At 75.0% G+C, this 11,514-nt stretch carries 12 protein-coding genes and 1 riboswitch; of the genes, 6 read left to right on the forward strand and 6 right to left on the reverse strand.

The genetic code is table 11. From position 1 onward, the window contains the following. The first annotated feature begins 28 nt into the window (after nucleotides 1-28). Nucleotides 29-658 (forward strand): helix-turn-helix domain-containing protein, encoded by a 630-nt coding sequence (locus tag IE321_RS31795; protein ID WP_190225427.1) that lies wholly within the window; start codon nucleotides 29-31, stop codon nucleotides 656-658. 21 nt (nucleotides 659-679) lie between these two features. Then, nucleotides 680-853 (forward strand): DUF6126 family protein, encoded by a 174-nt coding sequence (locus tag IE321_RS31800; protein ID WP_190225428.1) that lies wholly within the window; start codon nucleotides 680-682, stop codon nucleotides 851-853. 39 nt (nucleotides 854-892) lie between these two features. Here IE321_RS31800 and IE321_RS31805 read toward each other — a convergent pair whose 3' ends face one another. Continuing rightward, entirely contained in the window at nucleotides 893-1,714 is an 822-nt protein-coding gene (locus IE321_RS31805; RefSeq protein ID WP_190225429.1) for a tyrosine-protein phosphatase, read from the reverse strand. A 392-nt stretch (nucleotides 1,715-2,106) separates the two neighbouring features. After that, nucleotides 2,107-2,264, forward strand: a riboswitch (cyclic di-AMP (ydaO/yuaA leader). Nucleotides 2,265-2,268: 4 nt separating this feature from the next. Between IE321_RS31805 and IE321_RS31810 the strand changes: the two genes are divergently transcribed. Next, on the forward strand, nucleotides 2,269-3,231 hold the full coding sequence (locus tag IE321_RS31810; RefSeq protein ID WP_190225430.1) for a M23 family metallopeptidase: 963 nt from the start codon (nucleotides 2,269-2,271) through the stop codon (nucleotides 3,229-3,231). A 176-nt stretch (nucleotides 3,232-3,407) separates the two neighbouring features. Further along, the gene (locus IE321_RS31815; RefSeq protein ID WP_190225431.1) at nucleotides 3,408-4,211 is read left to right on the forward strand and encodes an SGNH/GDSL hydrolase family protein; all 804 of its coding nucleotides are present in this window, start codon (nucleotides 3,408-3,410) and stop codon (nucleotides 4,209-4,211) included. Here IE321_RS31815 and IE321_RS31820 read toward each other — a convergent pair. Genes IE321_RS31820 through IE321_RS31840 form a run of 5 tightly spaced genes read right to left on the reverse strand, consistent with a single transcriptional unit; the run spans nucleotide 4,198 to nucleotide 9,390 of the window. Continuing rightward, nucleotides 4,198-5,061 (reverse strand): STM4011 family radical SAM protein, encoded by an 864-nt coding sequence (locus tag IE321_RS31820; RefSeq protein WP_043228352.1) that lies wholly within the window; start codon nucleotides 5,059-5,061, stop codon nucleotides 4,198-4,200. The genes IE321_RS31815 and IE321_RS31820 overlap by 14 nt on opposite strands. 9 nt (nucleotides 5,062-5,070) lie before the next feature. Then, the gene (locus tag IE321_RS31825; RefSeq protein WP_190225432.1) at nucleotides 5,071-6,393 is read right to left on the reverse strand and encodes an STM4012 family radical SAM protein; all 1,323 of its coding nucleotides are present in this window, start codon (nucleotides 6,391-6,393) and stop codon (nucleotides 5,071-5,073) included. Further along, nucleotides 6,390-7,211 carry an STM4013/SEN3800 family hydrolase gene (locus IE321_RS31830; RefSeq protein ID WP_190225436.1) on the reverse strand — a complete coding sequence of 274 codons (822 nt, stop codon included), beginning with the start codon at nucleotides 7,209-7,211 and terminating at the stop codon, nucleotides 6,390-6,392. The genes IE321_RS31825 and IE321_RS31830 overlap by 4 nt, the downstream gene beginning before the upstream one ends. Before the next feature lie 11 nt (nucleotides 7,212-7,222). After that, nucleotides 7,223-8,434 carry an STM4014 family protein gene (locus IE321_RS31835; protein ID WP_190225433.1) on the reverse strand — a complete coding sequence of 404 codons (1,212 nt, stop codon included), beginning with the start codon at nucleotides 8,432-8,434 and terminating at the stop codon, nucleotides 7,223-7,225. After that, nucleotides 8,431-9,390, reverse strand: coding sequence for an STM4015 family protein (locus tag IE321_RS31840; RefSeq protein ID WP_190225434.1), 960 nt, complete (start codon nucleotides 9,388-9,390; stop codon nucleotides 8,431-8,433). Before IE321_RS31840 ends, IE321_RS31835 begins: the two co-directional genes overlap by 4 nt. Nucleotides 9,391-9,647: 257 nt before the next feature. Here IE321_RS31840 and IE321_RS31845 point away from each other — a divergent pair, with 257 nt between their 5' ends. Continuing rightward, nucleotides 9,648-9,974, forward strand: coding sequence for a DUF8820 family protein (locus IE321_RS31845; RefSeq protein ID WP_043228354.1), 327 nt, complete (start codon nucleotides 9,648-9,650; stop codon nucleotides 9,972-9,974). A 205-nt stretch (nucleotides 9,975-10,179) separates the two neighbouring features. Next, the gene (locus IE321_RS31850; protein ID WP_190225437.1) at nucleotides 10,180-11,223 is read left to right on the forward strand and encodes a DUF6745 domain-containing protein; all 1,044 of its coding nucleotides are present in this window, start codon (nucleotides 10,180-10,182) and stop codon (nucleotides 11,221-11,223) included. Nucleotides 11,224-11,514: the final 291 nt, after the last annotated feature.

The raw sequence follows: 11,514 nt of genomic DNA on the forward strand, positions 1-11,514 counted from the left end.
AGAGGCACGTTCCTGGCGGAATGGACCCATGGACCACGTCCCCCGGGGCCCCGCCCCGGAAACCGCCGCTCCCGACACCGTGCCGGACGTCGCCCCGCAGCTGCGGGCCCTGCGCCGGCGCCGGGGGCTCACCCTGGAGGCGGCCGCCCAGCGGGCCGGGCTCTCCCCGGCGCACCTCTCGCGCCTGGAGACCGGGAACCGGCAGCCCTCGCTGCCGATGCTGCTGGCCCTCGCCCGTATCTACGGTACGACGGTCGCCGAGCTGCTGGGGGAGACCCCGCCCGAACGCGACCCGGTGATCCGGGCCGACCGCTCCGAGCCGGTCGAGGCCGACGGCTGGATCTACCGGCAGGCGGGCGGCGCGGGCCGGGCCATGCAGTGCCTGCGCGTCCACGTGCCGTACGCCACCCGGGCCGACATCGTGCGCGTCCACCCGGGCGAGGAGTGGCTGTACGTCCTCGAAGGGCAGGTCCGGCTCGCCCTCGGCGAGACCGTGCACCTGCTCGACCCCGGGGACGGCGCGCACTTCGACTCCCTCACCCCGCACCGGATCGGCGCGGCCGGCCGCGCCGGCGCCGAGGTGCTGTTCGTCCACACGCTCCTGCAGAGCCCCGCCGCCGAACTGTGCCTGGGCGGCGGCGCCCCGCACCCCCGCTGAGCCCCGAAGGGTTGGCCCGAGATGTCCGAGAAGTCAGTCAAGTCCGTGAAGTCCGCCGCCGTCACCGGCGAAGAGCGCGGCGAGGGGAAGTTCCCCAAGGGGCTGGTGCTCCGCCTCTTCGCCTACCTGATCGCCGGTCACCTCTTCGCCGGTTTCCTCTACCTGCTCTTCATGCTCGGCGGCCAGAACCAGTAGCCGCCGGGGCCGGGGTCGCCGGCCGCCGGGCCGGGAGTCTCACGCCCCGGTGAGGAACCGCTCGCGCAGCCGCTCGCGGGTCTCGGGCGCCAGCTTCAGGCCCTCCGCGAGGTAGGTGTCCACCGAGCCCCAGGTCGCGTCGATGGTCTCGAAGGCGGCCCGCAGGTACTCCACCCGCGCGTCGAAGAGCGGGCTCAGCAGCTCCATCACCTCGGGCGCCATCGCGTCCCGGGCGGTGGAGCTGCGGCGCACCTTGTAGCGGCGGTGCGGCGCGTCGGACTTCACGTAGTCCGCCTCGATGGCCCCGCGCTCCACGCCCAGCGCGAGCAGGGTGATCGCGATCGAGAGCCCGGCGCGGTCCTTGCCGGCCGCGCAGTGCATCAGCGCGGGGACGGACTCCTCGGCGAGCGCGTGCAGGACCCGGCTGTGCTCGGCGGTCCGCTCCACGACCATCCGGCGGTACGAGGAGGTCATCCGCTCCGCCGCCTTGCCGTCGCCCAGCAGCTCCCGCAGCGTGCCGAGGTCGCCCTCGCGGACCATCCGCCAGAACTCCTTGCCGTCGGCCGGGTCGCTCAGGGGTATGTTCACGTTCCGCACGCCCGGGAGCTCGACGTCCGGCCCCTCCACCTTCGCGTCCGCCGCGTTGCGGAAGTCGAAGATCGTGTGCAGGCCGAGGTCGGTGAGGAAGGCCGCGTCGGACTCGGTGGCGTCGGCGAGGTGGCCGCTGCGGAAGAGGGCGCCGGGCCGGACGGTCCGCCCGTCGGTCGTCGGCAGGCCGCCCACGTCCCGGAAGTTGCGGACCTCCGCGAGCTCGGGCTCGCCGGGTTCGAGGGGCTGGACCTGCGGCAACTGCTGCGTCACGGATGCTCCTGGGGGTAGGCGTTCGGGGGACCGGGACGAGATCGGTTCCCCCCGCAATCATCCCGGCGCGCGGGGCGCGGCGCACCCCCCTGGTCGGTAATGGGCGATCTGTCCGTATTGGTGTGACTTGGCGTAAGACGCTCTGGTTGAGGGGGAGATGGGATTTCGTGCGTGAGCAGGGTCATAGAAGTGACGGATCGTGCTCGACCGCCCGGCCCAATCCCCCTCCCTGAAAAGGGATGCGAGGGATCGTCATCGACGGAGGGTGACCGGAATTCCGGGCCCGAAGATCGTCCCGGAATGCCCGGAGAATTCCGCGGCTTGTTCCCGCCGACCCCGCTCGTCTAGCGTCGCCGTCAATCCGGTCGGACCGCCTAGTCCTGCCACCGCCCGGAATTCGATCCCATCCCGACGTGGCAGGAGCGGGGGACCCAAGGAAGTACGCCGGTCCCGCGACGCAGGACGGCTCGGGGTGAAGCCGCGTGGAAACGCGGCCGGACATCTCCAGTCCGAACCCGACAGCTCACCTCGCAGGCGCCGGAGAGGAATTCGCCATGCCCGCGAACGGTAAGCACCGCCGCAAGAAGTCCACCTTCCTGACCCGTGGCCTCGTCGCCGCCGGCACCGGCGGCGCCGTCGTCGCCCTGCCGCTCATCGGCGCCACCGGTGCCCACGCCGCCGAGCAGGCCGCCCCGGCCGCCGCCCCCGGCGCCGTGGTGACCGCCGCCGCGCAGGTGAAGGCCCAGGACGCCCCGGCCGCGAAGGCCGCCGCCCCGAAGACGTACTCCGTCGTCGCCGGCGACTACCTGTCCAAGATCGCCGCCGAGCACGACGTCGCCGGCGGCTGGCAGCGGCTCTACTCCGACAACCGCCAGGTCGTCGGCGAGAACCCCTCGCTCATCCTCCCGGGCATGAAGCTCACCCTCGGCGCCAAGAGCACCGCCAAGGCCGCCGCCCCCAAGGCCGCCGCCCCGGCCGCCCCGAAGGCCAAGGCCAAGGTCACGCAGAAGGCCGCGCCCACCGGCGAGCAGAGCCGCGCCTCGCGGTCCACCGAGCGCGCCGCGGCCCCGGCCGCCGCCGCCCAGTCCTCCGGCTCCACGCAGACCGCCTCCTCCGGCTGGGTCACCCCGGTCGCCGGCGGCATCTCCACCTCGTACCGCACCGCCGGTGCCATGTGGTCCTCCGGCTACCACACCGGTGCGGACTTCATCGCCTCCTCCGGCACCACCGTCCGCGCCGTCGGCGCCGGCACGGTCGTCTCCGCCGGCTGGAGCGGCGCCTACGGCAACGAGGTCGTCATCAAGCACGCCGACGGCAACTACTCGCAGTACGCCCACCTCTCCTCCCTCGCCGTCTCCGCCGGCCAGTCCGTGAGCGGCGGCCAGCAGATCGGCCTCTCCGGCTCCACCGGCAACTCGACCGGCCCGCACCTGCACTTCGAGATCCGCACCTCGCCGAGCTACGGCTCGGACGTCGACCCGCTGGCCTACCTGCGCCAGCACGGCGTCTCGGTCTGACCCGGATCCGCTTGATCCGTCCGGCGTAACGCCTCAGGAGGAAGGCCCGGCACCCAGGTGCCGGGCCTTCCTCCTATTCCGGCTTGGCAAATTCTTTATCGGTGGCATATATCACCCGCCGTCAACCCCTCCTTACGGTCGCGTAGGTCACATCCGAAAAGGAAGGATGTGCTTCCGTGGCAGACGATTCGAGAGCAACAGACGAGAACGCGTTCGGGTCATTCGGGTCGTACGCGGCGATCGGTGACAGCTTCACCGAGGGCGTCGGGGACCCGGGACCCGACGGGACCTACGTCGGCTGGGCGGACCGCTTCGCGGTGCTCCTCGCCGACCAGCTGCCGGACCACGAGGGCTTCCGCTACGCCAACCTGGCGGTCCGCGGCCGCCTCCTCGACCAGATCGTGGCCGAGCAGGTCCCCCGGGCGAAGGAGCTCGCCCCCGACCTGGTCACCTTCTGCGCGGGCGGCAACGACATCATCCGCCCCGGCACCGACCCCGACGACGTCGCCGAGCGCTTCGAGCGGGCCGTGCGCGACCTCACCTCCGCCGTCGGCACCGTCATGGTGACCACCGGCTTCGACACCCGCGACGTGCCCGTGCTCAAGCACCTGCGCGGCAAGATCGCCACCTACACGGCGCACGTCCGCGCCATCGCCGACCGCTACGACTGCCCGGTCCTCGACCTGTGGTCGCTGCGGTCCGTCCAGGACCGGCGCGCCTGGGACGACGACCGGCTGCACCTCTCGCCCGAGGGCCACACCCGGGTCGCGCTGCGCGCCGCCCAGGTCCTCGGCCTGCCGGTGCCGGCCGACCCGGACCAGGCGTGGCCCCCGCTGCCCGCCCGCGGCCCGCTGGAGGTCCGCCGCGACGACATCCACTGGGCGCGCGAGTACCTGGTGCCGTGGATCGGGCGGCGGCTGCGCGGCGAGAGCTCCGGCGACCACGTCGAGGCCAAGCGCCCCGACCTCATGCCCCTGTAGCCCCGGGGCGGCCGGCGGGGATCCGCTCCAGGACCCCGCCGGCGAAGACGTCGTACAGCGGCAGCGTCTCCAGGTGCACGTAGCCGATGTGGCAGTCGCAGACGGCGAGGGGGCAGGCGCGCGGCCGCAGCGCGGCGCGGTACGAGCCGTCGTACAGGTTCCCCAGCTCCGCCGGGACGAAGTGGCAGCGCCGCACCGTCCCGGCGCCGTCCACCGACACCACCGACTCGCCGGTCCGGCAGGGCAGCCCCGCCGAGCGGTGCGGGTGCCGGCTGTAGGGGAAGAGCGGGTCGATGCCGGTCCACGCGGCCGCCTCCGCGTCCGGGTACGTACGGCCCTCGGCGGCGTTCACCCACAGGTAGACGTGGTCCGGCAGCGCCTCCCGCAGCCGCAGCGCCTCCGCGTGGTGCTCCGGCAGGCCCACCACGCCCACGCTGAACCGGACGCCCCGGGCCGCCAGGTCGAGGGCCTTGCCGAGGAAGCGGTCGTACGGCGTCTGGCCGGGGTGGTACGTGCACCACAGCGCCAGCGAGCCCAGGTCGGCGTCGTCCAGCCACGCGGTCCGGCAGCTCAGGTTGGTCTGGATCGCCACCCGCTCCACGTGCGGCAGCCGCGACAGCTCCACCATCGCCCGCCGGTACCAGGAGCGGACCAGGCCCTCGCCCCACGGGGTGAAGAGGATCCGCAGCCGGTCCCCGTCCTGCCCGGCCGCCCAGCCGGTGAACCGCTCCAGCGCCGCCCGGTCCGCGCGCAGCGTCTCCGGGGAGTCCCGGCGCTTGGCGAAGGGGCAGTACGGGCAGTCGTAGTCGCAGGAGGCGAGCGGCCCCCGGTACAGCAGCGTCAGGTCCACGGCCGGCCCCTACTTCGGCTCGTACGCGGCCATCGCGGCCCGCACGTCCGGAGAGAACAGCTCGGGGCCGAGCCCCTCCGCCGACAGCCTGAGCAGCCCCTCCGGCGCCGTCCCGTCCAGCCAGCCCCGCTCCGCGAACCGGTCGAGCTCCGCCCCGAAGTCCTCGTGCGCCGAGGTCCCGAACCGCTTCTCGTACCCGGCGAGCTCCATGCCCCCGGCCTGGAGCAGCGACTGGAGGAGGTGCCGCCGCCGCGCCTCCGCCGCGTCCACCCACCGGCCCACCTGGGCCCGGGAGAAGTCCCGCGTCCCGGTCTCCGTGTAGGCGTCGATGATCGACCGGATCTCCCGCATGTCGACCGCGTAGTCGAAGGAGTAGTGCAGCGCGGACGTGTACGAGCGGGCGCCGCAGCCCAGCCCGATCATGCCGTCCGTCTGGCAGGCGTGGTCGTCCGGACCGGCCGGGGCCGCCCCGGGGCGCCGGAACATCCGCATCGACACCTGCTCGTACCCGGCGGCCCGGAGGTGGTCCCGGCCGAGCCGGTACAGCCGCAGCCGCCGCGCGTCCCACTCCCCGTCGGACTCCGCGGGGCCCGAGCGGCCGAGGCCGGTCAGCGGCCGCACGTACAGCGGGTACAGGTACAGCTCCTCCGGCCGCCAGGCGAGCGCCGCGTCCAGCGAGTACCGCCAGGACTCCTCGTCCTGCCCGTCGATCCCGTAGATCAGGTCGATGTTGAGCACCGGCACGCCCGCGTCCCTGATCCGGCCGAGCGCCGCCTCCACGTCCGCCCGCCGCTGCGGCCGGACCGCCGCCCGCGCCTCGGCGTCCACGAAGCTCTGCACCCCGATGCTGAGCCGGGTCGCGCCGCGCCCGGCCAGCACCGCGAGGCGGTCGGCGGTGGCGGTGGCCGGCGAGGTCTCCACGGAGAGCGGCACCGCCCGCAGGTCCGCGCCCATGCGGTGCTCGGCGATGTCGCAGAGCCGCTCCAGCTCGGCGGCGGTGAGGAAGGTCGGGGTGCCGCCGCCGAAGGCCGCCGCCGCGAACCGCGCCGGCGCGTCGCCGAGCGCCTCCCGGACGGCCGCGGCCTGCCGGTCGAGCGCGTCGAGGTAGCGGGTCGTCAGCTCGTCCGGGGCGCCGATCCGGGTGAAGAGGTTGCAGAAGCCGCAGCGGACCTCGCAGAACGGTATGTGCGCGTAGAGCGAGAGGGCGTCCTTGGGCTCGTCGGCCCAGAGCGCGGCCAGCTCCGGCCGGCCGGGCAGCGGGCGGTACGCCGTCTTGTGCGGGTAGGCGTACACGTACGAGACGTACGGGCGCGGGAGCGGGGCGCCGGTCACGCGGCGGCCCCTTCCCGCGGACCGGCCAGCGTGAACTGCGCGTACGGCACCGTCCACACCACCTCGTGGCCGAGGCGGTGGCCCGTGAAGCCGTCGTCGCCGTACGCCGTGCCGTGGTCCGAGCAGACGATCGCGAAGCAGCTCCGGCGGCTGCTCATCGCCGCGAACAGCCGGCCGATGTGCCGGTCGACGTACTCCAGGGCCGCCGCGTGGGTGGCGCGGGTGTCCCCGGCCTCCCGGCTCGCGCCCGGGGTGTGGAACCAGTTGGGCTGGTGCAGGGCGGACACGTTCACGAAGAGGAAGAGGCGGCGGTCCGCCGGGAGCCCGGCCACCACCTCCTCGGCCCGCGCCACCTGCGCCTCGAACGAGGTCGGCGAGGCCACCCCGAACGACGGCTCCCAGTGGCTCTCCTGGAACAGCCCCGGCAGCACCGTGCCCAGCGGCGGCCGTCCGTCGAAGAAGCCGACGCCGCCGACGCAGACCGTCCGGTAGCCGTCGGCGGCGAGCGCCGAGACCAGGTCGGGGGAGTCGTACACGTAGGTGCCGTCCGCCGTGGTCTCGCTGCCCGCGAACCGGGCCGCGAAGAGCCGCGGGTGCGGCCCCGGCTCGGCCGGCGTCGGCAGGAAGCCGGCGAAGATCGCCTGGTGGGAGGCGTAGGTGAAGCTGCCCGGGGCGTGCCGCCGCTCCCAGCGGCCGTCCGGGAGGTGACGGGCCAGGTTCGGGATGCGGCCGGCGGCGGCCAGCTCGGCGGCCACGTCGTACCGGAGGGTGTCGAGGGTGACCAGGAGCAGGTCGTGGCTGCCGACGATCGTGTTCATGTCGGGCTGGTTCACGGAGAGGTGCTCGTTCCTGTGGTGCGTGGGGCGGCGCCGCCGGCCGTGGGGGTGCCGGGGGCCGAGCCGGGCGTTCCGGCGGGGACGGGGGCGGATGCGGGTCCGGGCGGGTTCCGGAGCAGGTCGGCGACCTGGGCTCCGTACGTGTCCAGGCCCTCGGCGCCGCTGCCCGGCAGGCCCGTGAGGCCGGGCAGCAGGTCCCCGAAGGCGTTGACCTCGCCGACCGCGAAGCGGCGCCAGCCGGCGCCCGGGAGCAGGTCCACCCCGACGCAGCGGGTGCCGGGGAAGGCCGCCGCCGCCCGCTCGCACACGGCGAGGGCGTCCTCCCAGCGGCTTCCGGCGGCGGTGATCGCGGTCCGCGCGGCGGCGAGGTCGCCCCGGGCGCCGCCGAGGTGCAGATTGGTCAGCGGCGAGCGGCTGGTGCGGACCACCGCGTGCGTGGCCCGTCCGCCGGTCACCACCACCCGCAGGTCCGCCGCCCGGCCGCCCTGGACGGCCTTCGGCAGCCAGCGCTCCACGTGCAGTCCGTCCGGCGCGAGCGCGTCGACCAGGGAGCCGACCTCCCGCTCGCCCGTGTAGCGGCGCACCCGCAGCGAGTTGAAGAGCCGTCCGGCCCCGTCCCGCTCGACCGAGGTGGCCGCCTGCACCCGGCCCGCGCCGGCCGTCTCCACGGCGAGCACCCCCGAGGCGGAGGAGCCGTGGGCCGGCTTGACGAAGACCCGGCGCAGCCCGGCGCCGGCCATCAGCGCCACCAGGTCGTCCCAGCCCCGCACCGGCGCCCCGTCGGGACCCGAGGTCGGCGACGCGGGGACCGGCACCCCGGCGGCGGCGAGCCGGCCGTGGGTGAGCCGCTTGTCGAAGAGGACCGCCGTCTCCGCCGGGTCGTCCACCAGCACGGCACCGGCCCGGGCCGCACCGTCGGCGAGCCCGGCCAGGGCGGCGGTGAACCGGTCGTACCAGACCCGGCCGCCCTCCACACGGGCCGGATCCGCGGTGCCGCGCAGCAGCAGATCGACCTCTGGCACCTCCCCGGGAGAGTCGACCCGCACGGTCTCGCCCGCAGCGAAGCGGGCCCGGTCGCGCAGGACGTCCGCCCAGGAGACGGCCCGCGCCCCGGGCAGCCCGGCGGCGCGCAGCGCGTCCTGGAGGAACGCGACGCGCCGCCCCGCCGGATCGCCGACGACGACGAGGCGCGGGCCGGGGGTCATTCGGCGATGGCGACGTAGCGCCAGACGTCCCCGTCGCCGTCGTCCTCCGGGGTCTGCGGGTCGTCCAGGACGACCCGCACCCCGTGCGGGGCGAGGGCGGCGGTGAGCCGGTCCCGCATGGCCGCCGAGAGGTAGTGGTGCTCCAGGTCCAGCTCCCGCAGGTGGGTCAGCGGCTGCCCGTCGAGCAGCGCGCCCGCGCCCTCGTCGGTGAGCACGCCCATGCTGAGGTCGAGGCGGTCGAGGCGGGCGACGACCGGGGCGCCCGCCACGGCGGCGGCCACCCGGTCCTCGATCACGCTGTTGCACAGGCCGAGGCTGCGCAGGGCGGGGAACGCCTCGCCGGAGAGCAGCGGCGCCAGGTCCTCGGGCGAGGAGTCGCCGCCGTACTCGTCCGTCCCGAGCCACAGTTCGAGGCTCTCCAGGGCCGGCAGATCGCTGCCGGCGATCCCGCGCACGACCTCGGCGCCGAGCCCGCCGGCCTCCACGACCAGGGTCTCCAGGCCGGTGTGGCGCACCGACGGGAAGGAGAGTCCGGTGCCGCCGCGCACGCCCAGCTCCCGCAGCGCCGGGTAGGCGGCGAGCAGCGGCGTCACGTCGGACTGGACGATCCAGGAGATCTCGCAGTCCTCGAAGGTCATGTCGCCGAGGAAGACGGCCTCCAGGGCGGTCAGCCGGTCGTTCGCCCCCATGAGCGCCGTGACGACCGGGGCGGAGGAGGTGTCGTACGCGTCCTCCCAGCCGCCCACCACGAGCGCGCGGACCCGCCCGGTGTCCACGGTCTTCAGGAAGCGCTCGAAGACCGCCTGCCAGCTCTCCTCGTCCGCGTCGCGGTACGTCGGGCTCGACAGCCGCCAGGCCACGGCCGCCGCGTCGGGCAGCTCGGCGCGCGACTCGGCGTCCGGGAGGTCGAAGACGGGGAGGCCGTGGAACTCCTCCAGGTGGACCCCAATGGTCATGACGATGCTCCAGACGACAGGCGAGGACGAGACGACGGGCGAAGACGAAGACGACAGACGACAGGTGACGAGCGGCAGACGGGGGACGGGCGTACGCGCGGCCGTACGGGCAGGCGTGCGGACCGACCGCAAGAGTTCTACCAAGTCCCACCGACAGCCGGGTGCGGCGGGTGCCGGTCCCGACGCGTTGTCAGTGGTGGCCTCTAGCGTCGTTCTCGTGTTCGGGCACCGGGTTCCGGACGGAGAAGGGGAGAGCCATGTACCGGCAGGGGGACGTGCTGATCGTGCCCGTCGACGAGCGGGCCGTGCCCGCCCGGGCGAAGGCCGCGCGGGGCGAGCCGAGGGACGGACGGGCCCGGCTCGTGCTCGCCTCCGGCGAGGTCACCGGACACGCCCACGCGATCCCCGGCCCCGGCCGGCTGGTGCGGGAGCCGGGGGAGTACGGCCCCTTCCTCCTCGAACTCCCCGAGGGCGGACGGCTGGTACACGAGGAGCACGCGCCGATCGTCCTGCCCAGGGGCTGGTACCGGGTGGTGCGGCAGCGGGAGTACGTGCCGGGCGCCTACCGGATCGTGGCGGACTGAGCGGGCCGGGTGCACCGAACGGGTCGAGCGCGTCGTGCGGGCCGAGTGGACCGTGCGAGCCGTGTGGGTCGAGCGGGCTGAGCGCGTGGACCGGGGTGACCGGGGTGACCGGATGGAGCGGACCGGGATCGGGACGCGTACGAGGACGAGGACGAGGGAGCGGACGGACGTGGGGGACGGGGCGATGGACCAGGGTGACGGGGCGATGGGCGAGGGTGACGGGGCGATGGGCGAGGGTGACGCGTACGAGAGGTGGCGGCGTGTCGCGGCCGCCACCGGGCCGGCCGACCGGGCCGCCGCCGAGGCCGGGATCCGGCGGGCCTACGCGGCCGCCGGGCTGCCCGCACCGGAGCGGGTGCTGTGGGCGGACTCGCCGCTCGCCGGGGTCGAGCTGGTCGCGGAACTCGCCGACCGGGGGCGCTCGGTGCGCGAGGAGGTGCGGACCCTGCCCTGGGCGGAGGAGCGCCGCAGGCTCCACGACGCGCTCGGCCCGGCCGGGTGGACGGCGCACTGGCAGGCGACCGGTGCCCGCCTCTGGGACCCGACGCGGGCGCTCGCGGAGCGGATCAGAACCGGGATCCTGGACGTGCTGGGGGACCGCGAGGAACCCGGCGCCCTCACCGAACGGGCGGGGCGCGAGCTGCTGTACGACGCCGTGCTCGGCCAGCAGGACGCTGCCTGGCTCGCCGCCTTCGACGGGCACGGGGACCGGCTCGCCGGGCTGGCCGCCGTCGCCGAGCAGGCCGGCTGGTGGTGGCCGTACGAGAACGTGGTCGTCATCTGCGAGCGCCCCGTCGAACTGCACCGGGACGAGGCCGGTCGGCTCGACCGGGGCGACGGCCCCGCGCTCGCCCACCGGGACGGCTTCGCCCTGCACGCCTGGCGCGGCATGTCCGTCACGCGCCGCTTCCTCGCCGGGCTCGCCTACCTCACGCCCGAGCGGATCCGCGCGGAGGAGAACGCCGAACTACGGCGCGTGATGCTGGAGTTCTTCGGCTACGAGCGCTACCTCGAAGCCTCCGGCGCCCGCCCCGAGGGCCGCGACGAGGCGGGGGTGCTGTGGCGGATCGAGCTGGCCGACGACGAGGACGTCGTGATGGTCGAGGTGGTCAACTCGACCCCGGAGCCCGACGGCAGCCACCGCACCTACTGGCTCCGCGTGCCGCCCCGCACCCGGACCGCCCGCGAGGGCGTCGCCTGGACCTTCGGCCTGGGAGCGGAGGCGTACGAACCCCTCGTCCAGACCTGAACGGGGCCGTGGGGCGCGGGGGCGGAGGGGTCGGTACGGAGCCGGGCGGCGGCCGGTACCGCCCCGTCGGCGCGGAGCCGCTGGTACGGAGAGGTGAAGGGCGGCGCCGGTCAGGAGTGGCGACCGGTCGGCGGCGCTCCCGGGTGCTGGGATGTGCCCGCCGGAGCCACCGGCCACCGACCCGTCGAAGGGACCGCCCGTGCCGCACCGCCCCGCGCCCGTCCTCCCGAACCGCGGCGCCCGCGCCGCCCGGCTGCTCGCCGCCACCGTCGTCCTCGGCGGCATCTACCC

Source organism: Streptomyces hydrogenans (assembly GCF_014656075.1).
Lineage (GTDB): Bacteria > Actinomycetota > Actinomycetes > Streptomycetales > Streptomycetaceae > Streptomyces > Streptomyces hydrogenans.

Coding starts and splice junctions, on each gene's coding strand:
- IE321_RS31795 (WP_190225427.1), top strand. CDS start 29: ATGGACCACGTCCCCCGGGGCCCCGCCCCGGAAACCGCCGCTCCCGAC.
- IE321_RS31800 (WP_190225428.1), top strand. CDS start 680: ATGTCCGAGAAGTCAGTCAAGTCCGTGAAGTCCGCCGCCGTCACCGGC.
- IE321_RS31810 (WP_190225430.1), top strand. CDS start 2,269: ATGCCCGCGAACGGTAAGCACCGCCGCAAGAAGTCCACCTTCCTGACC.
- IE321_RS31830 (WP_190225436.1), bottom strand. CDS start 7,211: ATGAACACGATCGTCGGCAGCCACGACCTGCTCCTGGTCACCCTCGAC.
- IE321_RS31835 (WP_190225433.1), bottom strand. CDS start 8,434: ATGACCCCCGGCCCGCGCCTCGTCGTCGTCGGCGATCCGGCGGGGCGG.
- IE321_RS31840 (WP_190225434.1), bottom strand. CDS start 9,390: ATGACCATTGGGGTCCACCTGGAGGAGTTCCACGGCCTCCCCGTCTTC.
- IE321_RS31845 (WP_043228354.1), top strand. CDS start 9,648: ATGTACCGGCAGGGGGACGTGCTGATCGTGCCCGTCGACGAGCGGGCC.
- IE321_RS31850 (WP_190225437.1), top strand. CDS start 10,180: ATGGGCGAGGGTGACGGGGCGATGGGCGAGGGTGACGCGTACGAGAGG.